The organism is Caldithrix abyssi DSM 13497 (assembly GCF_001886815.1).
GTDB lineage: Bacteria > Calditrichota > Calditrichia > Calditrichales > Calditrichaceae > Caldithrix > Caldithrix abyssi.
Window position 1 is genome coordinate 386,278 of record NZ_CP018099.1, and the last position, 22,667, is coordinate 408,944.

The following is a 22,667-nucleotide window of genomic DNA, read 5'->3' on the forward strand; positions in this document are numbered from 1 at the left end:
AATGCAGCAAGTCCGCAACCAAAATCAACCACAACGCGCGCAAAGTAATTTTCCTGCAGATTACGCCAATAATCGCAGAAAAAGATTAAACAAATTATTTTGAGAGAAAAGTTAAGCAAATCGGCACAATTTACGCGCATACCGTCATGGCGGGTATTCGGCATGACAGCCTGCGATCATTCAACCATTCAACTAATTAACCATTCAACCAATCCAGCAGCACAATAATTTTCAAATCCCGCCCGGGAGGGACTAGATCGTTCAGAGGAAGTATCCTAAACGACTAAACCTCAAACTTCTAAACTCTTCAACCATTCTTGCTCACACAGCGCAGGACAGAAGTGCCCGTCCACCATTCCCATAAACCGTCGCTTTTAATTGTGTCAAAAATCGCAATTTTGCTTGAATTAGCAATTGGAATTTAGTATTTTTAACGACTTGTAAAGCCAAGAACGAATCAAGACCTTTCAAAGAAGGAGGCAGAAGTGAAAGTTTTTCAAACGGATCACATTCGCAATATTGGATTAGGAGGGCATGGTAGCAGCGGTAAAACCATGTTGTTTGAAGCGCTCCTCTTCAATCTGAAAGAAATCAATCGTATCGGTTCTATTGAACAGGGCAGTACGGTTTCTGATTACAATCCTGATGAAATCGAACGTCAAATCTCCATTAGTTCTTCATTGGGACACGGCGTATGGAAAGATCACAAAATCAATATTATTGATACGCCTGGCTATTCCGATTTTTTTGGCGAAGTGGTAAGCGCCATGCGTGTTGTGGACACCATGTTTGTGGTGGTATCTGCCGCTTCCGGGGTGGAAGTGGGCACCGAAATGGTGTGGGCCGAAGCCGCCAAGCAAGGCGTGCCGCGTTTTATTGTGATTAATAAGCTGGATCGCGAAAATATCGATTTCGACAACATCGTGCAGGGCGTGGTTGAGAGTTTTGGGCATCAGGTGGTTCTGGCCCAGTTTCCGGTAGAAACCGGCCCCAATTTTGACAGCATCATCGATCTATTTCGCATGAAGATGTTGAAGTTTGCCAAAGACGGCAGCGGTAACTTCAGCGAAGAAGAAATCCCGGCCGAGTTAAAAGAAAAAGCAGAAGAGTTGTACTTAAAACTGGTGGAAGCGGTTGCCGAAAGCGACGACACGCTGATGGAAAAATACTTTGAAGCCGGCGAGCTGAGCGAAGAAGAGTTTAAAACAGGTTTCAAAAAAGCCGTGGCTAATGACGCTATTTTCCCCATCTTTTGTACCGCTGCTACGGCCAATGTGGGCGTAAAGCGTCTGCTGGATATTATTGTAAACTTTTGTCCGGCGCCCAACGAGCGGGGCGAAGTTAAAACCGAAGACGGAACCATTAAGGTCGATCCCAACGGCCCCACCGCCGCTCTGGTTTTTAAAACGATCTCTGAGCAGCACATGGGCGAACTTTCCTTCTTTAAGGTTTTCTCCGGAAAATTAAAAACAGGCGAAGATGTGATTAATACGCGCGACGGCCATACAGAGCGGATTGGCCAGATGTTCATCCTTAACGGTAAAAATAAAAAGAGCGTTGAAGAACTGCAGGCCGGCGATATTGGCGCGGTTGTGAAGTTAAAGAACACGCACACCAGCGATACGCTTTGCGCCAAAGGCCATAATATTAAATTCCCGAAAATTGATTTTCCTGAACCGGTCATTCGTACCGCCATTAAACCGAAAGCCAAAGGGGACGAAGAAAAAATCAGTAACGGCCTGCATCTTTTACACGAGGAAGACCCGACCTTTCTCTACCACCAGGACCCCGAATTGCATCAGACCATCGTTTCTGGTCAGGGTGAATTACACTTACAAATCATTTTAAAACGTCTGCATCAAAAATTTAATGTGGAAGTAGAAGAAGAAGAGCCAAAAATTCCGTATCGCGAAACCATCCGCAAAACGGCCACCGCACAGGGTAAGTTCAAAAAGCAGACCGGCGGGCGCGGTCAATACGGCGATTGCCACCTGCGTCTGGAACCCATGGAACGCGGCGGCAAGTTTGAATTTTTAGATGAAATCGTGGGCGGCGTAATTCCGGGCAAATTTATTCCGGCCGTGGAAAAGGGCGTGATCGAAACCATGGAAAAGGGCGTGCTGGCCGGTTATCCGGTGGTGGATGTGCGCGTTGCGGTTTACGACGGCAGCTATCACACGGTGGACTCTTCGGAAATGGCTTTTAAGGTGGCCGCCTCCATGGCTTTCAAAAAGGCCTTTCTGGACGCCAATCCGGTGCTGTTAGAGCCGATCTACAACATCGAAGTGCGCGTGCCGGATGAATACATGGGCGATGTAATGGGCGATATTTCCAGCCGCCGCGGACGCATTATGGGCATGGATCGCGACGGGCGATTCCAGGTCATCAAAGCGCAGGTTCCGCTGGCTGAACTGTACCGCTATTCCACCACCCTGCGTTCGCTGACCCAGGGACGCGGCATTCACAAACGCTCTTTCTCCCATTATGAAGAAGTGCCGCCCGATATCGCTCAAAAGATCATCGAAGCGTCCAAAAAAGAACAGGAAGAAAGTTAATTTTGTGGCGTTGCAAATGAATTAACCACGTTAAAAGCCCAATACCTTTTTGGTGTTGGGCTTTGTTTTGTAAACGACGAGGAAAGATCATGAAACAACTCTGGGCTCCCTGGCGCATGAAGTACATCTTGAATGAGATCGATAAAAACACCGGCTGCATCTTTTGCCAGTTTCCAAAAGCCAATGACGATGAAAAGTACCTGATTCCCTATCGCTCCGAAAAGTGTTTTGTTATTCTGAACAAATTTCCTTACAACAATGGGCATGTGATGGTGGTGCCTTACCAGCATACCGGCGATTATCTGGAACTTTCCGAAGAGGTGTTGCTGGACATGCAACGAACCATCCAGAAAACGATTCAGGTTTTAAACGCCGTCATGCATCCGCACGCGCTGAACATCGGTATGAATCTGGGACGCATCGCCGGAGCCTGCATTGACGACCACCTGCACTACCACATCGTTCCGCGCTGGGATGGCGACACCAATTTTATGCCGGTCATTGCCGACACCAAAGTGGTTTCCGAAAGTCTGGAAGATACCTTCAAAAAAATGCGGAACGAGTTCCAGAAACTTTTTCAGAAATAAACAGGCAGGGAAATAGCCATGCGCACTCTGATCAAAAACATCGATCATCTTTACACGCCCGATTTAAACAGGGGATTCGGCCAGGTTCTCGACTTGCAGAAGGTTCATCTACTGCTGGAAGATGGCTACATCCGGCAGATTATTGCCTCCGATCAGCCCCTTCCTGAAGCGGATGAGATCATTGACGCCAGCGGCAAATGCCTACTGCCCGGCTTTATCGATCCACACACCCATCCCGTCTTCTGGAAAACGCGCGAAGACGAATTTGTCATGCGCATTGAAGGCAAATCTTACGAGGAGATTGCGGCGGCCGGCGGCGGCATTCGCAACAGCGTGCGTAAATTTCGTCAGGCTTCTAAAGAAGAGATTAAAGAGATTTCGCGCCGGCGCATTGCCCGCTTTCTGGAGTTTGGCGTTACCACCATCGAAGCTAAAAGCGGCTACGGACTCTCCACGCAAGACGAGATCAAATCGCTGGAAATCATCAACGAATTAAACGATGAACAAGCGCTGGACTTAATTCCCACCTTCCTTGGCGCCCACGAAGTGCCGGACGAGTATCAGCAGAATCGTGCGGCCTATGTGGAACTGGTTTGTAAGGAGATGATTCCCCTTGTGGCGGAGCGCAAGCTGGCCCGCTATTGCGACGTGTTTTGCGAACAGGGCGTTTTTACGGTTGAAGAAAGCCGAAAAATTTTAACCACGGCCATGGAATACGGCTTAAAAGCTCGCATTCACGCCGATGAACTGGCGGCCTTCGGGGGCGCGGAGCTGGCGGCGGAAATCGGCGCCGTTACCGCCGATCATCTAATTCTGGCTTCGGATGAGGGCATTCGGGCCATGGCGGAACGGGGCGTCATTCCCGTGCTTTTACCCGGTACCACCTTCTTTTTAGGCAAAGATCAATATGCCCGCGCCAGAACAATGATTGAGGCCGGCTGCCAGGTGGCTATTTCCACCGACTTCAATCCGGGCAGCTCCACCACGCAAAACTTACAACTCATCTGGACCATTGCCGCCTTAAAATTGAAGATGCTGCCTGGCGAACTGCTGTGGGCCAGCACCTGGGTTGCGGCTCGCTCTCTGGGCATTGAACGGCAGGCGGGCAGCATTGAACCTGGCAAACAGGCCGATCTGGTTATTTTAGACATCCCCAACCTGAACTACCTGCCTTACCACTACGGCCTGAACCACACTTACATGACCATTAAAAACGGTCGGGTGGTTTATAAGAGATTAAATGGGTATTAATTAAGAATTACGAATTACGAATTAAGAATTGTCAATTACGAATAAATTTTTTCAGTGGGTCGGCAAATGGCTTGCTGTAAGCGAGGCGGGGGAGAATGGGCCGCCCCTAAAGCCAGACAAAAAGGTTGAAGCTGGACACAGGATAGCTCAGAAGCGGTTAGGATTGTTAAAAAAGGTTTTTATCCAAGGCAGCAAAGCCGCAACCCAAATCAACCGCAACGTGCGCAAAGTAATTTTCCCGCAGATTACGCCAACCATCGCAGAAAATGATTCAACAAATTATTTCAAGTGACCATAGAGAGCTCAGAGAAGTCACAAAGGCGCAAAGACTATTTTAAATTAAAAATTGTTTCAATTGTCCTACCCCCCCCATTCCCCTCTATCACAATAAAAATTTGGGAGAAGGGGAATATTTTCTGTTGAGAATTTTCTCCGACGGTGTGCTGGGCGCCAACGCCGGATAATTTCTATTTAACCATTCAACGGTATGGATTCTTCACTCCGTCCCGATTTCTCGAGACTGAAGCTGGCGTTCCGTTTAGAATGACAGGCCAGTGGCTATTCAACCATTCAACTAATTAACCATTAAACCAATCCTGATGCTACGAAGGAAGTATTATTTACGGTCTCGTTAAAACGCTGAGAACAAAAGAATGGCATAAAGAAGCGCCGTGTTTCTCATTATTATTAACCCCTTTAAAATTTTTGCATCTTTCTACAAATTTTAATAACTATTCAAAAATTCAAAGCAAAAAGGAAGTTACAATGCGAAGCGTTCTCGGTTTAGTTCTTTTATTTTTCTTTCTTCAGGCCTTACACGGCCAGGAAATATTCGATGTTAAAGCGCACTACACTAAAAAGGAAGTTTACATTCCCATGCGCGACGGCGTAAAACTTTTTACGTCCATTTACCTGCCGCGGGACACCACGCGCGATTATCCCATCTTAATGCTGCGCACGCCTTACAGCGTTTATCCTTATGGAGAAGACAAATACAAAAAACGATTGGGACCCTCACAAAAATTTGCAGAGGAAGGTTTCATCTTTGTTTATCAGGATGTGCGCGGTAAATTCATGTCCGAAGGCCAATTTGTCAACATGCGGCCCTACATTGCAGATAAAAACGGCCGTGAAGTTGACGAAACCACCGATACTTACGATACCATCGACTGGTTGATTAAAAATCTTGCGCACAACAACGGACGCGTGGGAATCTGGGGCATCTCTTACCCTGGCTTTTACGCGGCCATGAGCGTCATTGACGCGCATCCAGCCTTAAAAGCCGTTTCGCCGCAGGCGCCCATTGCCGACTGGTTCATCGGCGACGACATGCACCACAACGGAGCTTTTTCACTGGTTCTGGCCTTCAATTTTTTTGCCACTTTTGGCCAGTCCCGGCCGGCGCCGACCAACAGGTGGCCCGCCCGCTTTAAACACGGTACACCAGACGGTTACCAGTTTTTTCTTGATCTGGGCGCTCTGCCCAATGCCAACAAAAAATATTTTAAACATCAAATCGCCTTCTGGGATAGCGCTATGGCCCACGAAACGTATGATTACTTCTGGCAGCGCCGCAGTATTTTGCCCCATTTGCGCAACGTTAAACCCGCCGTGCTGGTGGTCGGCGGCTGGTTCGATGCCGAAGATCTGTACGGCCCGCTCAACATTTACAAAAAGATCGAAGAAGAAGACCGGCAGAACAAGAATTTTTTGGTCATGGGGCCATGGTCGCACGGAGCCTGGGAGCGCGGCAAAGGCGACAGGCTGGGCGACATTCGTTTTGGCTCTAACACCAGCGAATTTTTTCAGGACTCGGTGCTGTTTCCCTTTTTTATGCATCATCTTAAAGGCGCTCCTGCTGCTGAACAGGCAGAAGCCCTGTGTTTTGACACCGGTCTGTTAAAATGGTCGCGTTTTGATCGCTGGCCCCCTGCGGTTCAGGAAAGAAATTTGTATTTAAGCGCACGGGGCCGTTTAACCTTTACCGCCCCGCAAGAGGAGCAAGGATATGACGAATACCTCAGCGATCCGGCCAAACCGGTGCCCTTTACGGCAAAAATAACCAATACCTGGGGCAAAACATTCATGGTGGAAGACCAGCGTTTTGCAGCGCGCCGCCCGGATGTGCTGGTTTACAAAAGTGAAATTTTAGAAAGCCCTTTAACCCTGGCCGGCCCGCTAACGGCCACCATCTATGTTTCGACAACGGGCAGCGACGCCGATTTTGTGGTTAAGCTGATCGATGTCTGGCCGGATACTGCCAGAGATTTCAAACCCAATCCATGCCAGGTGCGCATGGGCGGCTATCAACAATTGATCCGCGCCGAAATCATGCGCGCCAAATTCAGAAATAGTTACACAACCCCGGAGCCATTAACGCCCGGACAGGTAACGCCCATTACCATTCGTCTGAACGATGTTTACCATACTTTTAAAACCGGCCATCGCCTGATGGTGCAAATTCAAAGTAGCTGGTTTCCGCTGTTCGATCGCAATCCGCAGAAGTTCATTAATATCTATCGGGCGCGCGATGAGGATTTCCAGAAGGCCACGCATCGCGTCTATTTTTCCAGGCAATATCCCAGCCACTTCAAACTACCGGTGGTTGAATAGTGAAATGGCCCTCTCGGCAGTCAACGTCGGTAGAGGTCCTGGCCAGGAATCGCTTAAACATAGCTAACATTATCGGCGCAAATTGGTTTTGCGCTTCGTTAACAGGCTTTTACAAATTATTCGTAGATGGTTAAAAAATCCACATTCCCGCTTGATTGTTTCCTGTTAATTTATTTAATTAGTTGTTATGAAAGAATCTTACGGATTTGTGGAAACACGCGGTTTTATTTCCGCCATTTTAGCGGCGGACGCCATGGTTAAGGCTGCCAATGTGCAGCTGGTGCCCTATCGTAAAATTGGGTCGGCTTATGTTACGGTCATCGTAAAGGGCGAATTAGGCGCCTGCCAGGCTGCGGTCGATGCCGGCGCGCGGGCTGCCGAACAGGTTGGCGAACTGGTTTCGCGCCATATTATCGCCAATCCCTACGATGACACAGAGCTGCAACTGGAAGGCGCGCCGCAACCCGAAAAAGCGCCGACTCCGCAGCGCAAAACACGTGGTACTGGCGGGCAGCGGCGCAGTCCAGAGCAAAAAATTCTGCAGTACTTAAAAACGCACGAGCAGGGCGCAACGCTTGACGAGCTAAGCAAACATCTGCGTAAGCCGGCTCAACAGGTACGCCTCATTCTCAAACAGCTCATGGATCGCAATCAGATCGAAAAAATACAACAGAAATATTTCATTGTTTGATGCGAGCTAAATATGCACATACTGGCCATCATCAATAATAAAGGCGGAGTTGGTAAAACGACCAGCGCGGTTAATTTAGCCGCCGCTTTTGCCGAAAAAGGCAAAGCCACGCTGCTGGTTGATCTTGATCCGGCGGCCAGCGCTTCCATGCATCTGGGCTTGGATCCCACTCGCAACGAACGCCAGACCCTGTGCGATTACCTTTTGTCCGGGCAGGGAAAGCTTGCGGATTTCATTTACCCCACCAGTTTTAAAGGGTTGGACTGCATTCCTTCCGAACCGGCGCTGAGCGAATTTTACGAAGAAATGGTCCAGGAGCAGGAGGTCGATTTTTTTATTCAGCCGCAGGATTTCCCCGACCGCTACGAACTGGTTCTACTGGACTGCCCGCCCAATTTAGGCAATCTGGCTTACAATGCGCTGGCCATTTCCGGCTTTGTTTTAATTCCGGTGCAAACGCAGTTTTTAGCGTTAACCGGCCTTGAGCTGACCTTAAAGACCGTGCAAAAGGTGCAGCGTCATTTAAATCCCGATTTAAAGATTTTAGGATACTTCGGAACGCAATTTGATCGCAGAACGCGGGCCGCCAACGAAGTCGTTCAACTTTTAAAAGACCGTTTTGCCGACCAGGTTTTTGAAACCGTGATAGGCGTGAATACGAAATTAACGGAAGCCTACAACGCCCAAAAACCGATATTGAACTACGCTTCCTCGGCGCGCGGAGCAAAAGAATACCGCGCTCTGGCCGATGAGATTTTAAAACGTCTAAAAAAAACGACCTGACGCGTCCTGTCTTCCACCATGTTAAACGAAGAAACGGATGAAAATATGAAACGAGTGATTACGGCCAATACCATTAAACAGGCGCTTGCCGCAGGAAAAAAGCAACTGTACGCGCCCCTTAAAGAAACCATCGTCACCCCGGAAGCACGCACGCTGGCCAAACAAAACGGCGTTGAATTGCTGGAGTTTTCCACATCCACGCTGGAAGGACAGCCCATTGACGAAAATCTGGTTAGGCGCGTCATCGAAGAGGTAATGAGCCAGCTGCCGCCGTCTAAACGGAATTACCAGGAAATTAAAAAGGTAGTCATTGAGGTTCTAACCGCTTATTTGCAAAAAAAGGCTTAGGGAACGCCCATGCTGTTTGAGCGCTGGATGGATAAGATGTGGCAAAAGCCGCCGCGCATTGTTTTTACGGATGGCATGGATGCGCGCGTCCTGAAGATCGCCCGGCGTCTGGCAGATACAGGACTGGCCAGGCCCATGATCATTGGCAATCAATTTGAAATCAGAGCGTACGCCGAAGAACAAAAAATCCGCATGAATGGCGTTGCTCTGCGCAAAGCGCTGCATCACCCTGCATTCGACGTGTACTGCCGCGCTTACAAAAAGCAGTACGCGCCGCAGCAGAAGATCAGCGAAATTCGCGCCCTGCTTCAGCAGCCCGCTCTGTTTGCCGGGCAAATGCTGCTGCACGGCGACGCCGATCTTTGTTTTTTAAGCCGCGCGCAGTTTAACGAATTTCTGCCACAATTCAGCCGCTGGTTTTCCGATCAGAGCGGCATTCTGTCTTCATTTGCATTAATCTGGAATGAAAAGTTGAACCGCTTGCTGACCTTTAGCGATCCGCTCTTTTATCCGCGTCCCACGGCAGAGCAGCTGGCAGAAATAGCCGTTACAACGGCCAGAAATTTCGAAAAGCTGAGCGGCGAACGGGCGCGCGTGGCCTTGCTCTCTTTTTCCACCATGGGCAGCGCCAGTCATCCCATGGCCCAGGTGGTTCAACAGGCCGTTGAATTGATTCGCCAGAAGGAGCCGCATTTAAAAGTAGAAGGAGAAATGCAGTTCGACGCGGCCTTTGTGCCGGAGATTGGCCGCAAAAAAGCGCCGGGCAATCGCCTGGACGGGGCGGCCAATGTGTACGTATTTCCCTCATTAAATGCGGCAAATATTGGACTAAAAATTGTGCAGGCGCTAACGCCTTACAGAACCGTCGGCCCCATTGTTCAGGGGCTCAGCCATGCCCTGCAAGTGTTTGACGAGCAGCGCTGTGAAGAGAGTCTTTTTCACCAGGTAATCGTTGCTTCTAATCTGTTAAATCCGTAAACTTAAGGGATTGGCTGGATGGTTGGGGCGATCAGGAGCGCGTTTCAGTTGAGCAAAACACATTTTTGATACATTGAAAAACAAAAGTTAAACTCTATAATCAGGAGAAGTTTATGGAAGCATTAGGCATGATCGAGACCAAAGGTCTGGTTGGATTGATTGAAGCTTCGGACGCCATGGTTAAAGCGGCGCGCGTTAAGCTGGTGGCCTGGCAGCAGATCGGCGGCGGCTACGTTACGGCTCTGGTGCGCGGCGATGTGGCAGCCTGTAAAGCGGCAACCGACGCCGGAGCAGCAGCAGCCGAACGCGTGGGCGAACTGGTGGCTGTGCACGTTATTCCGCGTCCGCATGGCGACCTGGAAGACGTTTTTCCAATCAAATTAACGGGCGAGATTAAATAAACAGGAAGGAGCGTTTGATGGAAGCATTAGGCATGATCGAGACCAAAGGTCTGGTTGGATTAATTGAAGCTTCGGACGCCATGGTTAAGGCGGCGCGCGTTAAGCTGGTGGCCTGGCAACAGATCGGCGGCGGCTACGTTACGGCTTTGGTGCGCGGCGATGTAGCGGCCTGTAAAGCGGCAACCGACGCCGGAGCGGCGGCGGCAGAACGCGTGGGCGAACTGGTGGCGGTGCACGTTATTCCGCGTCCCCATGGCGATCTGGAAGACGTTTTTCCCATTAAATTACCGAAAGAAGCTAAAAAATAAAGCCATCTTCCTGAAAGAGGAAAAACATGCATTTAGACGATAAACAAATCGCTCAGATTGTTGAGACGGTGCTGTCTCGGCTGGAGCGAAATGAATCGCGTACGGGCCGTTCACGCCATCCGCAGGGCGTTTTTGAAACTCTGGACGAGGCGGTGGAAGCGGCGCGGCAGGCGCAGAAAAAAATACGCAAGCTGGAATTACGAGCCAAAATTATTCAGGCCATCCGGCAGGCCGGCGTAAAACACGCCCGCGAGCTGGCGGAAATGGCCGTGCAGGAAACGGGCATGGGGCGCGTGGAAGACAAAATCGCCAAAAATATCTCGCAGGCCGAAAAGACGCCCGGCATCGAAGACCTGCAGCCGCTGGCTCTTTCTGGCGATCACGGTTTGACGCTCATCGAAAACGCGGCCTGGGGCGTCATTGCCTCGGTTACGCCTTCCACTAATCCCGGCGCCACCGTCATCAACAACAGCATCAGCATGATCGCCGCGGGTAATGCGGTGGTTTATGCTCCGCATCCGGCGGCAAAAAAGGTTTCGCAGCGGGCTATTGAAATTTTGAACAAGGCCATCGAAGCGGCCGGAGGCCCCGCCACCCTGCTGACCACCGTGGCCGAGCCTTCCATCGAAACCGCACAAAAACTTTTTGTTTATCCGGGCATTGACCTTTTGGTGGTAACCGGCGGCGAGGCTGTGGTAAAAGCGGCCAGAAAAGTAACCGACAAGCGCTTGATGGCTGCCGGGGCGGGCAATCCGCCGGTGGTGGTTGACGAAACGGCCGACATCGCCAAAGCGGCGCGCGACATCGTGTGGGGCGCTTCGTTCGACAATAACATCGTTTGCGCCGATGAAAAGGAAATTATCGCCGTGGATGCCATTGCCGATCGGCTGAAAGAAGAGATGAAAAAACACCAGGCCGTGGAGCTTACTCCCCAACAGGGAGAAGAGCTGGCCCAAATCATTCTGGAAGATTATCCCGGGCCAAACGCCAGAATCAACCGCAAGTGGGTGGGTAAGGACGCCTACAAGTTCGCCAGAGAGATCGGCCTAAATGTTTCAAAAGAGACGCGCCTTTTGTTCGTGGAAGCAGACAAAGATCATCCTTTTGCTCAGCTTGAACTGATGATGCCGGTGATTCCGTTAATTCGAGCGGCGGACGCCGACAAAGCCATCGATCTGGCCATCGAACTGGAACACGGCTATCGCCACACGGCAGCCATGCACTCCCGCCATATCGATCACATGGATCGCATGGCCAATGAAATCAACACCAGTATTTTTGTGAAGAACGGTCCCTGTCTGGCCGGGCTTGGGTTTGGCGGCGAAGGCTGGACTTCTATGACCATCACCACGCCCACCGGCGAGGGCGTTACCTCGGCCCGCAGCTTTGTTCGCTTGCGCCGCTGTGTTGTGGTCGATCATTTCAGAATTGTTTAACACGGGGCACAGGAGCATTGCAGCGCATTAACGAACGACTGAACAAACTGGAAGAAATAGTCAACGACGACAGCCCGCTGAAGACGTCCGGTCCCTGGCACGTGGGCATCGATCTGGGCACGGCCGACATCGTGCTGGTTGTAACCGACGAAGAAGGGGAGCCCCTGGCGGCCTTTATGGAATGGGCCGAAGTGGTGCGCGATGGGATCGTGGTGGATTACATCGGCGCGGTGGATATTGTCAAACGTCTGGTGCGCCAGGCAGAACAAAAGTTAGGCATCGAAATCAAACAGGCCATTACTTCATTTCCGCCGGGAACCGATCCGCGCACTTCGCGCAATGTGGTGGAAAACGCCGGATTGAAAGTGAAAGCGCTTATCGACGAGCCCTCCAGCGTGGTTCACCTGCTTAACATCACGGAAGGAGCGGTGGTGGATATCGGCGGGGGCACAACCGGCCTGTCTGTGGCCCAAAATGGCCAGATCATTTACGCCGCCGACGAGCCCACCGGCGGGCACCACGTTACCCTGACCATTGCCGGCAACCGGCGCATTTCGTTTGAAGAGGCCGAAAAGATGAAGCGCGACGCCCGCACCAACGGTTTGATGGCCGTGGTGGAGCCGGTATTTCAAAAAATGGCCGAAATCATCAAAAATCATTTACAACCGTTTTCGGTAAGCGATGTGTACCTTTCCGGCGGCACATTTTGTTTCCCGGGCATCGTGGATGTTTTTAAGCAGGAATTGCCGGACGTCAACTGGATTTTACCTTCGCAACCGTTGTTCTTAACGCCGCTGGCCATAGCGTCGTTTCGCAAAAAACAGGATTAAAGATGGATCGAGCACAACTCATAGATAAAATTCGCGAAGCTGGTATTATTGGCGCTGGCGGGGCCGGCTTCCCCACTTACAAAAAACTGGACGCCAGCGTAGAACACATCATCGCCAACGGAGCAGAATGCGAACCCCTGCTTTACAAAGATCGCGAAACCATGTTGCAGGAGGGAAAGGCGCTGTTCCGCGGCCTGGAAATCATGCAGCAAATTACCGGCGCGCAAAAAGTAACCATTGCCTTAAAAGAAAAAAACCGCGATATTGCGCAAATTTACGCCGCAACCGCTCGCCAGTACGGTTTTGACTTTTTTATTTACAAAGATGTTTATCCTGCCGGCGACGAGTACATTCTGGTTTACGAAATTACCGGCCGACGCATTCCGCCTGGTGGCATCCCGCTACAGGTGGGCGTTGTGGTGGATAATGTGGAAACCATCGTCAACATCGCGCACGCGGTGGACGACGACCGACCGGTGGTTGACAAGTTCATCAGCATTACGGGTGCCGTTAAAAAGGCCATCTCTTTGCGCGTGCCTGTTGGCACTTCCATTGCCGATTGCCTGGAACTGGCCGGCGGCGTTACGGTGGCCAACCCGGCCGTTTTAACCGGCGGGGTGATGATGGGCGGCGTTGAATTTGACGCCAGTCTGCCGATTAGCAAAACGCTGGGCGGATTGATTGTGCTGCCCGCCGATCACTACCTTGTTAAAAAGAAAACCACACCCCGCGAAGCCTACACGCGCATCGGTCATGGCCAGTGCGATCAGTGTTCGCTTTGTACAGAAATGTGTCCGCGCTACATCATGGGCTATCCCATCGAACCGCACAAGGTGATGCGTAATTTGCTGCTCACCGGTGAGAACAAAGAACGCGCCAGCTTGTGGGCGCAGTACTGTTGCGAGTGCAACGTTTGCACCTTAATCGCCTGTCCGGAGGGCCTGGATCCCAAGAGCATTTGCGTGGATGCCAAACAGCTTTTGCGCGAAAAGGGTCTTTCGCGCACGGAAGAAGAACTGGAATTTTTATTCAGAGATGTGCATCCGGCGCGCGAAGGCAGAGAAGTGCCCATTCCCACGGTTTACCGGCGTTTGGGGTTAACTGAATACGATCGTCCGGCAAAATTTACGCCGCTGGACGTTCAGCCGCAGAAGGTGGTTTTGCCGTTAAATTCGCACATCGGGGCGCCGGCCGTGCCTCTTGTAAAAGTGGGCGATGCGGTGAAAAAAGGGCAGAAGATTGCCGACGTATCAAAAGATCAATTGGGCAGTCCGGTTCATGCCAGCATTGACGGACAAATTACAGCCATCGAAGAGCAGATGATTGTCATCGAAAGAGGAGTTTGAAGATGAAAGGCGCAGCCATTGGAATTGTAGAAACTTCATCCATTGCCAAAGGCTACGAAGTGGCGGATGCCGTTTTAAAAAGAGCCGACGTCGAAATCGTCGTTAACCGCACCATTTGTCCGGGTAAGTACATGGTACTGATCAGCGGCGACGTGGACGCCGTTAATGCCAGCATCGAAACCGGCGTAAAGATCGGCGCGCATACGGTGGTTGATTACTTCATCATTCCCAATGTTCATCCGGAGGTCTTTCCGGCCATCAGTGGGGTAACGCATTTACCGGAAATCAAAGCGCTGGGCGTGATCGAGGGTTTTTCGGTGGCTTCGGTCATCGAAGCGGCCGATGCGGCGGTAAAAGCGGCCGATGTACAGTTAATCACAGTGCATCTGGCGATGGCCATAGGCGGCAAAGGATTTGTCAGCCTGACCGGCGAGGTGGGCGATGTGGAAGCCGCCGTTGCCGCAGGCGCCGCCGTCATCGAAAGTAAGGGACTGTTAGTGGAAAAGATCGTTATCCCCTCCCCGCGCAAAGAGATTATCGACGAATTTATCTAAGACAGCGCAGCAGCAACCAAAAGCAACCGCAACGTGCGCAAAGTAATTTTCCCGCAGATTACGCCAATCATCGCAGAAAAAGATTAAACAAATTATTCAGAAACCAAAGTTCAGCGAATCGGCGCTCTAATTCGGGCACAGCCTCCCGCTCCGCGTGATAATTTTTAACTCTATTACAGCTTAGCCACAACCAAAAACATTCCCGCAGGAATTTAAGTAATTGTAAGGGCGAAGGATTTCCATCCCTACTTTATCCAGAGCGCTTTTTTTATATGACTAAAGTTAATGCTTACCAGCGCTGAATTGTTCTTGGAAATCCTTCGCCCCTGCATAAACGGTGGTAAGAATTCACCACATTACAGAAACAAATTTGTAATGACGGGCCGGCGACCATTCAACTAACTCTTCAACTCTTACACTCTTATACTCTTACACTTTTTCTGCCCAACGGTGGAAGGCATTGCCCGAAATAGCCCTCACCCCCTCGACTCCCCCTCTCCCAGAATAAAAGTCTGGGAGAGGGGGAAGCTCTGAACGTGGAGAGTTGCCTCCAACGGTGGCAGAAATTCACCATATTACAGAAACAAATTTGTTATGACCGGACAGCGACTATTCAACTAACTCTTCAACTCTTACACTCTTACACTCTTACACTTTTTCTGCCCAACGGTGTAAGGCATTGCCCGAAATAGCCCTCACCTCCTCGATTCCCTTCTTCCTGAATAAAAGTCTGGGAGAGGGGGAAGCTCTGAACGTGGAGAGTTGCCTCCAACGGTGGCAGAAATTCACCACATTACAGAAACAAATTTGTTATGACCGGACAGCGACTATTCAACTAACTCTTCAACTCTTACACTCTTATACTCTTACACTTTTTCTGCCCACGGTGGAAGGCATTGCCCGAAATAGCCCTCACCTCATCGATTCCCTTCTCCCATAATAAACGTCAGGGAGAGAGGGTGACAGCAGATCGAATTCACGCTCAGCGGTCTTTATTTAACACTGATGGTATTCCAATCGCTGCGTCATAATAGGCTGATGACTCTTCGCACCTACAACCATGGTTGACACTCATCCTGCCTGCATAGGATTCGCAATGATAAAACGTTAACTATTCAACCATACAACCAATCAACTAATCAACCATTCAACTAATCCAGCCATGTCGGGATAGATGCTTCGAAGGAAGTATCCTATTTTTCTTCCTCTTTTTTTAATTCGTAGGGCAAAATATAAATGGAATTGGTGAACGGATTGATATCGATGTAAACATTCACCCCATAAACGTGCTGAATTAAATTAAACTGCAGCACTTCGGGCGGTGGCCCTGACTTCAATATGCGTCCTTCATTCAACAAAAATAAACGATCGCAAAACTGAGCGGCCAGATTGACTTCGTGCGTGACCAGCGCCACGGTTTTTTTCTCATCAGCGCTTAAACGTTTCAACAATTGTAAAATGGCGATCTGGTGTTTTAAATCCAGCGAAGAAGTCGGTTCATCCAGTAGTAAGATGGGCGTGTTTTGCGCCAGCACGCTGGCAATAATGGCTCGTTGCTTTTCGCCGCCGCTTAAAGATGAAAACATACGCCGCTCCAGGCCGAGCAAATCGGTTAAGGCAAGCGCCTTTTGCACAAACGGCTCGCCTTCCGGGTCGCCCCCGATGATGCCCGTAAAGTAAGGGTAACGCCCCATTTCGACCACCTGGCGTACGGTAAAAGGAAAGGTTAAATCCACGCTTTGCGGTACGTAACCGATTTTTTGGGCAATAGCCTTGCGCTTCCAGTTTTTTAAACGTTTGCCAAACAAAAGGTAAAGGCCATCGTCAGGCGGATAAAGGGCGGCCATTACTTTGAGCAGGGTTGATTTACCCACGCCGTTTGGCCCGATGATGCCCACAAACTCGCCGGCTTTGATTTCCAGATCAAGACCTTTCAGAACTGTTTTGTCCCGATAGGCAAAGCTCACCTTTTGCAGACGAATGGCTACGTCATCCATGGAATTCCTGCCTTAAATGATTTTTCAGGAACAACTTACTATTTTTTAACGGTTAAATGCAACAATTGATTTGAATGAAGAAACAGGTCTAACCTAAGGCAGCATGGCAGCAACTAAAATCAACCGCAACGTGCGCAAAGTAATTTTCCCGCAGATTACGCCAATCATCGCAGAAAATGATTTAACATTTAAGACAAAAGCTAAATAAAACCGGCGCAATTTACGCCCCTTGGGGCTGGGGGATGAGTTTTAAAAGCAGCACAAAAATTTTCAAATCCCACCCGGGAGGCTGTTGCAAATTCAGTTTGAGTAAAATTCAAAAAATTTGTAAATTCTGGGCGACAGATAAAACAAGTAATAACAAAGGAATTCCATGAGTTTTATTACTTATAATCGCTCACAAATGAATCTCTTTGGCTATAGTGTGGAAGATTTTGCCAGAGACGATCCAAAGAGTCGATTTGTAGTGGAGTTGGTTTCGCGCCTTGATTTAAGTGCACTTTATTCCCGTTATAGTTCACAAGGCGGTGATTCTTATGCCCCAGACATGATGCTTGCCTTATGGTTTTATGCTTATAGTAACGGCATTACCAGCACCCGTAAGCTGGAGGAATTGTGTAAATATGATACGCGCTACATTTATATCACTGGGAATCAGCATCCGGATCATAGTACATTAAGTCGTTTTCGCAAGGCACATTTGGATTTATTAGACCAATATTTTGTAGAGATACTTTTAATTGCCCAGGCCGAAGGCATAAGTAGTTTCAACCAGATAGCCATAGATGGCACGAAAATCAAAGCGCACAGCAGTAAGCGTCATGGCTACACTGAGGATCAATTAGACAAACGTATAGAGAAGTTAAGAGCAGAGATCAAGCAATACATGCAGCGCTGTAATTTTGTAGAACAGGGGGCCACGGATGAATTAGATTTAGAAACTCTTCGAGCGGAGAAAGAACGGCTTGAGCGCTTAGAGAAAGAGATATTAGAACGTAAAGCCCAATTGAAAGAGCGTAAGAAACAGCTCAAATCAGAACACCGTTCAAGACATCAAATAAATGTAAAAGAGCCGGATGCCCGCATGATGCCTTCGGTGGATGGACCGGGCTATAACGCACAATTAGGCGTAGATATGTCCAGTCATTTAATAGTAGCTCATGAAGTCGTAAGCCAGCCCAACGACCAGGGTCAATTCATACCGATTCAAGAACAAGTAGAGAAGAATCTTGGTTCAGATGATAAGCGATCTTACACGGCCGATTCCGGTTATCACAATAGCACAGACCTAAAAGAATTGGAAGAAAAGCAGATTGATGCCGTAATAGCCGATCCCCAGTTATCCAATCGTTCGATAAAGGAGACACCAACCTCCAAGGAAGAATTGCAAAAAGAAGAAAGAAAACTAAAACGAAGTGATTTTGTGTATCATGAACAGGGAGATTACTATGAATGTCCGACGGGTAAGAAGCTTTTTCCAGTTGAGAGAAATAGCGAACGGATCGTATATCGTTCCAATGATTGTCAGGACTGTCCCTTAATTAATTTATGTATTTCCAGTAAAAAGAAAGTTAAGCAAATCCATCGTTCAGTTAATGAGAGTTATTGCGAACGTATGGCGAAAAAGTTACAAACTTCAGCGGCGCAGGAACGACTAAAGAAGCGTTCGGTGACAGTTGAACCTGTTTTTGGTAACTTGAAGCATAATTTAGGCTATCGTGGATTTTCCTTATCTGGTCTTAATAATGTTCGTAGTGAATTTACGTTAATGTGTATTGGGCATAATATTAATGTTCTATTTAAAAATATGTTAGGGAAACGTTTAGCAGCGTTTATAACAGCATCACAAGAAAAAGATGATCTATTAATTTTATTTTCAAAGAATATTTTGGCGTTTTTAATTCTATATTTTGCCCAACGCTTAAGAATGAGAAAAAATTATCAATATCGGAGAATATAAGCATTAATTCCTCCCCCCCATGCAACAGCCTCCCGGGCGGGACAGGATCCTTCAGAGGAAGTATCCTAATGCAGCATGGCCGCAACTAAAAAAAAATTCGCAGGGATTTGAGCCACCACAGAGAGCTAAGAGACGTCACAAAGGGCGCAATGAATATTTTAAATTACCCTTGCTCGCTCGATCCTCACTACCAGACAAAAGATCAGGAATAACCGTACTTGTAAAGGCGAAGGATTTCCATCCCTACTTTATCCAGAGCGCTTTTTTTATATGACTAAAGTTAATGCTTACCAGCGCTGAATTGTTCTTGGAAATCCTTCGCCCCTGCATAAACAGTGGCAGAAATTCTCCACATTACAGAAACAAATTTGTAATGACCGGACAGCGATTACTCAACTAACTCTTCAACTCTAATACTCTTACACTTTTTCTGCCCAACGGTGGAAGGCATTGCCCGAAATAGCCCTCACCCCCTCGACTCCCCCTCTCCCAGAATAAAAGTCTGGGAGAGGGGGAAGCTCTGAACGTGGAGAGTTGCTTCCAGCGGTGGCAGAAATTCTCCACATTACAGAAATAAATTTGTAATGACAGGACAGTGGCTATTCAACCATTCAACTAATTAACCATTAAACCAATCCCGCCATGTCGGGACAGATGCTACAAAGGAAGTACTCTAACAAAGGGGCATAGTAATGAATGACAGGAATTATTTTGCTTGTAAGAACAAAAGCCCCGATCAAACTCTGACCGGGGCTTGCGGATCATATTTTTTTAATTAGTGATCGCATTTGCTGTAGGTACATTCCGGGTTTACGCAGGTTAAGCAGCCATTTTCCATTTTCACACTTTTTTGATTGCATTCCGGACAGATAAAATACTCGCTGTTGGTCTCCGTTTTAGGCTCCGAATCGGGATTCAGCGCTCTGTTGACTTCCGGCATGATCAAATCCGGTTCTTCATCTTCTTCGTTCATGCAGCCGATTTCACGGAAAAAGCGTTCGATGACGTCGGCGATTTCGGAATAAAAGGAGTGGATGTATTTGCCGTTTTTGTGGTAGCCGCCGTTCGGATCGTGAATGCTGCTTAATTCTTCAAGAATAAAAACCGGATTGGCCGATTTACGAAAGATGGCCGAAATTAAGCGTGTTAAAACGGCGTACTCCGCGTTTTTGGTAAGGTCTTTACTGTTGATAAAAATTTCAATCGGCCGGTTTTTGCCGTTTTGCGTAATATAGCCTAAGGTGATGTACACGCTGTGCTTTACAAATCCGCTGCGCAGGCGGTACACTTTGGCGTTTACCACATCCGGTCTTTCAAGAATATGATCGGTTATGTTATCTAAGGGTTCTTCGTGTTTTAGTTCTTTAATCTCAAAATTTTGATCTTTTATCCTGATCATAATGCCCCCGCATGTCCTGTTTTTTAGCTATTGTTTTGTTCGGTTGATTTGAGATAATGATACACCGTTGTTAATTTGCCATCCGGCGTCTGGATAATATCGTCGCCTTTTAAGGTTACCTCTTCTTTGGTATCGGCCAGCAGAATTTTAAACAACTTTTCTTTAATCTTTTGAAATTCGGTTTTCTGGCCGTCCACGCTCAAGATTGGGTAGCGGCTGCCGTCGCGGTAAATGGTAATGCCCTTTAAGCCTTTCTTCCAGGCCATCAAATAGATATTGGAAATCACTTCCGGTTCAATGGTTTCCGGTAAATTAACCGTGGAAGAGATGCTGTGATCCACATATCGCTGACATTTGCCCTGAATTTCCACGCGTTTTTCGGCGTTGATGTGATGCGCCGTACGGAAGAAATGCGGCGGCAAATATTCGGTCAATTCCGCTTCGGTTTGGGCATTGACCACTTTATCCTGCAAATTGTGCAAATCGATGTAAGCCTGTACCGTGGAATGAAAGACTTTAAAGAATTGATTGCCAAATGATTCTGCCCGACGCGTGTAATAGAGGGCGAAAATGGGTTCGATTCCGGAGGAAACTCCCAGATAGTGTTTGTCGCCGATTTTAAAGCCAAGAGCGATGTTGCTGATAGAGCCTGTTGGCGCAATGGAAAGAATGGCAATATTGCGCAGGCCTTTTTCCTGGATCAGCTTTTTGGTTTCTGCCGAGAGAGCTTCTTTAAAAAACGGGCCCTGGGAATATTTTTCATAATCAAAGATGGGCGAGGGCCCCTTTTCTGCGGCCAGTTCGGCCGATGCCTGATAAGCTTCGTCGGCAATGGTTTGCATCACTTTTTCCAGCAAGGCGATGCCCTGCTCAGAGTCATATCCAAGGTTCAGTTGATTGAGCATGTCGGCGGCGCCCATAATGCCCAGCCCCAGGCGTCTGGTTTCAGAAGCGGCGCGACGTTGCTTTTCCAGCGGATTCAGAACCTCGTTCCAGCTTACCACATTGTCTAAAAAGCGGACAACGGCGCGCGTTACCTGCTTTAACGTTTCCCACTCTATTTCCGCATTGGGCTGAAAACCGTTGCGCACCAGCCTGGAAAGGTTGATGGAAGCCAGATTGCAGGCGCCGCCATCTTCTAAAGGAACTTCGGCGCAGGGATTGGTGGAAGAGATGGGGCGACCGACATAGTTGGACGGCGAATATTTGCTCATTTTGCTCCAGAAAATGAGGCCGGGTTCGGCCGTTTTGTAATTGCCCTCCACAAAGGCATCCCACACTTCGCGCGCTTTAATCAAACGGCGAATCTCTCCGGTCGGTTTGGAGGCAAAGTAGAGCATAAAATCACCGCTGTACTTTACGGCCAGGTCAAAGGGCTCTTTATCCAGCGGCAGTACCAGATCGCCATACACATCGCGTTTGTTAGGATCGCCCAGATCCGTTTCCGTAATAATCAATTCATAATTTTTATAAAGAAAATCGTTGAGCGAGCTGATATCTCCAAAAACTTTAAAAAGCTCGTATTCTTCGATGTCTTTGGCCGGGATTTGGATGGAATAGTGCTGGGTTTCTTCTAAATAGGCGGTAGCCATCTGGCTTTTATTAAACTTTTTGTAAACAAGAATTTTGTCCGCGCCGTACGTCTTTTGTTCGTACACGGCCTGCATAAATTCATCGGAAGCTTTGATGCTGATGTTGGCAAAACGCACCTGGGTATTTTCCATTACCTGCTTTTCAATTTCTTTTAGCTGGTAATAGTCAAACAGATTACTCCACTTTAATTGTTCGACGATCTGTTTGGTGACCCAATTGGGCGTTTTTTTCACGCGGATAAAATCGATCACATCCGGGTGCTTAACGTCAATGGTCAGCATCAGGGCGCCTCGGCGGCCGCTTTGCCCGATTAAGCCTGTTGTTAAGGAGAACAAATCCATAAACGACACCGCGCCGGTTGAGGTATCTGCGGCGTTGTGCACAACCGAATTTTTGGGGCGCAGTACCGAAATATCCACGCCAATTCCCCCGCCGTACGAATAGGTACGGGCGCATTCATAAGCCGAATCGTAAATAGCCTCGATGTTGTCGCCGGCTATTTGCGAAACAAAACAGTTGGCCAGAGTTTTAAGACGGTACAAATCGCCCGCCCCGGCTAAAACGCGACCTCCGGGGATGAAATACCCCTCATACATGTAGCGGTAAAAACGTTCTGCCCATTCTTCCTGCTTTTGAGGATCGGTTTCAATGGCTGCAATAAAAGATGAAACACGGTTGAACAGATCTTCCGGACGATGCTCAACCAGGTTGTTGTTCAGGTCTTTAACAAAGTATTTCTTCACATAAATATTGCGCGCCAGGTCGTTATCGCCCCAGTAATTTTCCTCGGGATGAAGAGGCAACGAGCCATTGTTTAACTTTTTTTTGTTGAGTAAGTAAAGATTCTGGTAGGCCTTAATGTTACGTCGACCAACCACAGAGACAAATTTGCCCTTATGCTTAAACATATCCAAGAACATAATAGAAACCCTTTTTTTTTAAACCGTTAGCACAATTTCTAAGGAGCATTGTTTGGAAGATCGCGCGCGTTTCATTTGTGAAAGTAAGAAAAACTGTTAAATGATCCGTTCCCCGTT

The 22,667-nt window shown here is 48.5% G+C and carries 19 protein-coding genes; 16 read left to right on the plus strand and 3 right to left on the minus strand.

The window, feature by feature from the left end; genetic code table 11:
* Positions 1-485: 485 nt before the first annotated feature.
* The 15 genes from fusA to Cabys_RS01630 all read left to right on the plus strand — a co-directional run bounded on the left by fusA (position 486) and on the right by Cabys_RS01630 (position 14,681).
* Positions 486-2,555 (plus strand): elongation factor G, encoded by a 2,070-nt coding sequence (fusA, locus tag Cabys_RS01560; protein WP_006928315.1) that lies wholly within the window; start codon positions 486-488, stop codon positions 2,553-2,555.
* Positions 2,556-2,644: 89 nt separating this feature from the next.
* The gene (locus Cabys_RS01565; protein WP_006928317.1) at positions 2,645-3,142 is read left to right on the plus strand and encodes an HIT family protein; all 498 of its coding nucleotides are present in this window, start codon (positions 2,645-2,647) and stop codon (positions 3,140-3,142) included.
* Positions 3,143-3,160: 18 nt separating this feature from the next.
* Positions 3,161-4,393 carry an imidazolonepropionase gene (hutI, locus tag Cabys_RS01570; RefSeq protein WP_006928321.1) on the plus strand — a complete coding sequence of 411 codons (1,233 nt, stop codon included), beginning with the start codon at positions 3,161-3,163 and terminating at the stop codon, positions 4,391-4,393.
* 28 nt (positions 4,394-4,421) lie between these two features.
* Complete coding sequence (locus tag Cabys_RS01575) at positions 4,422-4,685, plus strand: hypothetical protein (protein ID WP_044281127.1); 264 nt, start codon at positions 4,422-4,424, stop codon at positions 4,683-4,685.
* Positions 4,686-5,158: 473 nt separating this feature from the next.
* Positions 5,159-7,006, plus strand: a complete 1,848-nt coding sequence (locus Cabys_RS01580; protein ID WP_006928322.1) for a CocE/NonD family hydrolase — start codon at positions 5,159-5,161, stop codon at positions 7,004-7,006.
* 187 nt (positions 7,007-7,193) lie between these two features.
* On the plus strand, positions 7,194-7,697 hold the full coding sequence (locus Cabys_RS20650; RefSeq protein WP_006928323.1) for a BMC domain-containing protein: 504 nt from the start codon (positions 7,194-7,196) through the stop codon (positions 7,695-7,697).
* Positions 7,698-7,709: 12 nt separating this feature from the next.
* Positions 7,710-8,480: a ParA family protein gene (locus Cabys_RS01590; RefSeq protein WP_006928324.1), complete on the plus strand. Its 771-nt coding sequence runs from the start codon at positions 7,710-7,712 to the stop codon at positions 8,478-8,480.
* 45 nt (positions 8,481-8,525) lie between these two features.
* Positions 8,526-8,828 (plus strand): cupin domain-containing protein, encoded by a 303-nt coding sequence (locus Cabys_RS01595; RefSeq protein WP_071961255.1) that lies wholly within the window; start codon positions 8,526-8,528, stop codon positions 8,826-8,828.
* A gap of 9 nt (positions 8,829-8,837) precedes the next feature.
* Positions 8,838-9,806 (plus strand): phosphate acyltransferase, encoded by a 969-nt coding sequence (locus Cabys_RS01600; RefSeq protein ID WP_006928327.1) that lies wholly within the window; start codon positions 8,838-8,840, stop codon positions 9,804-9,806.
* A 113-nt stretch (positions 9,807-9,919) separates the two neighbouring features.
* Positions 9,920-10,207, plus strand: coding sequence for an ethanolamine utilization microcompartment protein EutM (eutM, locus tag Cabys_RS01605; RefSeq protein ID WP_006928328.1), 288 nt, complete (start codon positions 9,920-9,922; stop codon positions 10,205-10,207).
* 17 nt (positions 10,208-10,224) lie between these two features.
* Positions 10,225-10,515: an ethanolamine utilization microcompartment protein EutM gene (eutM, locus tag Cabys_RS01610; protein ID WP_006928329.1), complete on the plus strand. Its 291-nt coding sequence runs from the start codon at positions 10,225-10,227 to the stop codon at positions 10,513-10,515.
* Between the two features lie 26 nt (positions 10,516-10,541).
* On the plus strand, positions 10,542-11,951 hold the full coding sequence (locus tag Cabys_RS01615; RefSeq protein ID WP_006928331.1) for an aldehyde dehydrogenase family protein: 1,410 nt from the start codon (positions 10,542-10,544) through the stop codon (positions 11,949-11,951).
* Between the two features lie 17 nt (positions 11,952-11,968).
* Positions 11,969-12,781, plus strand: a complete 813-nt coding sequence (gene eutJ / locus Cabys_RS01620; RefSeq protein ID WP_006928332.1) for an ethanolamine utilization protein EutJ — start codon at positions 11,969-11,971, stop codon at positions 12,779-12,781.
* Positions 12,782-12,783: 2 nt separating this feature from the next.
* Positions 12,784-14,127, plus strand: coding sequence for a 4Fe-4S dicluster domain-containing protein (locus tag Cabys_RS01625; RefSeq protein ID WP_006928334.1), 1,344 nt, complete (start codon positions 12,784-12,786; stop codon positions 14,125-14,127).
* A 2-nt stretch (positions 14,128-14,129) separates the two neighbouring features.
* Positions 14,130-14,681: a BMC domain-containing protein gene (locus tag Cabys_RS01630; RefSeq protein ID WP_006928338.1), complete on the plus strand. Its 552-nt coding sequence runs from the start codon at positions 14,130-14,132 to the stop codon at positions 14,679-14,681.
* A gap of 1,193 nt (positions 14,682-15,874) precedes the next feature.
* On the opposite strand, the gene Cabys_RS01635 is transcribed toward Cabys_RS01630, so the two are convergent.
* Positions 15,875-16,678: an ABC transporter ATP-binding protein gene (locus Cabys_RS01635; RefSeq protein ID WP_006928339.1), complete on the minus strand. Its 804-nt coding sequence runs from the start codon at positions 16,676-16,678 to the stop codon at positions 15,875-15,877.
* 373 nt (positions 16,679-17,051) lie between these two features.
* Between Cabys_RS01635 and Cabys_RS01640 the strand changes: the two genes are divergently transcribed.
* Positions 17,052-18,638 (plus strand): IS1182 family transposase, encoded by a 1,587-nt coding sequence (locus Cabys_RS01640; protein WP_006926562.1) that lies wholly within the window; start codon positions 17,052-17,054, stop codon positions 18,636-18,638.
* A 775-nt stretch (positions 18,639-19,413) separates the two neighbouring features.
* Here the strand turns inward: Cabys_RS01640 and Cabys_RS01650 are convergent.
* On the minus strand, positions 19,414-20,037 hold the full coding sequence (locus tag Cabys_RS01650; protein ID WP_006928341.1) for a TSCPD domain-containing protein: 624 nt from the start codon (positions 20,035-20,037) through the stop codon (positions 19,414-19,416).
* A 23-nt stretch (positions 20,038-20,060) separates the two neighbouring features.
* On the minus strand, positions 20,061-22,538 hold the full coding sequence (locus Cabys_RS01655) for an adenosylcobalamin-dependent ribonucleoside-diphosphate reductase (protein WP_218921395.1): 2,478 nt from the start codon (positions 22,536-22,538) through the stop codon (positions 20,061-20,063).
* Between the last annotated feature and the right edge of the window lie 129 nt (positions 22,539-22,667).

Excerpts from the sequence above, each read along its gene's own strand:
- Cabys_RS01615 (WP_006928331.1), top strand. The coding sequence starts at position 10,542 with ATGCATTTAGACGATAAACAAATCGCTCAGATTGTTGAGACGGTGCTG.
- Cabys_RS01630 (WP_006928338.1), top strand. The coding sequence starts at position 14,130 with ATGAAAGGCGCAGCCATTGGAATTGTAGAAACTTCATCCATTGCCAAA.
- eutM (WP_006928329.1), top strand. The coding sequence starts at position 10,225 with ATGGAAGCATTAGGCATGATCGAGACCAAAGGTCTGGTTGGATTAATT.
- Cabys_RS20650 (WP_006928323.1), top strand. The coding sequence starts at position 7,194 with ATGAAAGAATCTTACGGATTTGTGGAAACACGCGGTTTTATTTCCGCC.
- Cabys_RS01635 (WP_006928339.1), bottom strand. The coding sequence starts at position 16,678 with ATGGATGACGTAGCCATTCGTCTGCAAAAGGTGAGCTTTGCCTATCGG.
- eutM (WP_006928328.1), top strand. The coding sequence starts at position 9,920 with ATGGAAGCATTAGGCATGATCGAGACCAAAGGTCTGGTTGGATTGATT.
- hutI (WP_006928321.1), top strand. The coding sequence starts at position 3,161 with ATGCGCACTCTGATCAAAAACATCGATCATCTTTACACGCCCGATTTA.
- Cabys_RS01650 (WP_006928341.1), bottom strand. The coding sequence starts at position 20,037 with ATGATCAGGATAAAAGATCAAAATTTTGAGATTAAAGAACTAAAACAC.
- Cabys_RS01640 (WP_006926562.1), top strand. The coding sequence starts at position 17,052 with ATGAGTTTTATTACTTATAATCGCTCACAAATGAATCTCTTTGGCTAT.
- Cabys_RS01600 (WP_006928327.1), top strand. The coding sequence starts at position 8,838 with ATGCTGTTTGAGCGCTGGATGGATAAGATGTGGCAAAAGCCGCCGCGC.
- Cabys_RS01580 (WP_006928322.1), top strand. The coding sequence starts at position 5,159 with ATGCGAAGCGTTCTCGGTTTAGTTCTTTTATTTTTCTTTCTTCAGGCC.
- Cabys_RS01595 (WP_071961255.1), top strand. The coding sequence starts at position 8,526 with ATGAAACGAGTGATTACGGCCAATACCATTAAACAGGCGCTTGCCGCA.
- Cabys_RS01655 (WP_218921395.1), bottom strand. The coding sequence starts at position 22,538 with ATGTTTAAGCATAAGGGCAAATTTGTCTCTGTGGTTGGTCGACGTAAC.
- Cabys_RS01590 (WP_006928324.1), top strand. The coding sequence starts at position 7,710 with ATGCACATACTGGCCATCATCAATAATAAAGGCGGAGTTGGTAAAACG.
- Cabys_RS01625 (WP_006928334.1), top strand. The coding sequence starts at position 12,784 with ATGGATCGAGCACAACTCATAGATAAAATTCGCGAAGCTGGTATTATT.
- Cabys_RS01565 (WP_006928317.1), top strand. The coding sequence starts at position 2,645 with ATGAAACAACTCTGGGCTCCCTGGCGCATGAAGTACATCTTGAATGAG.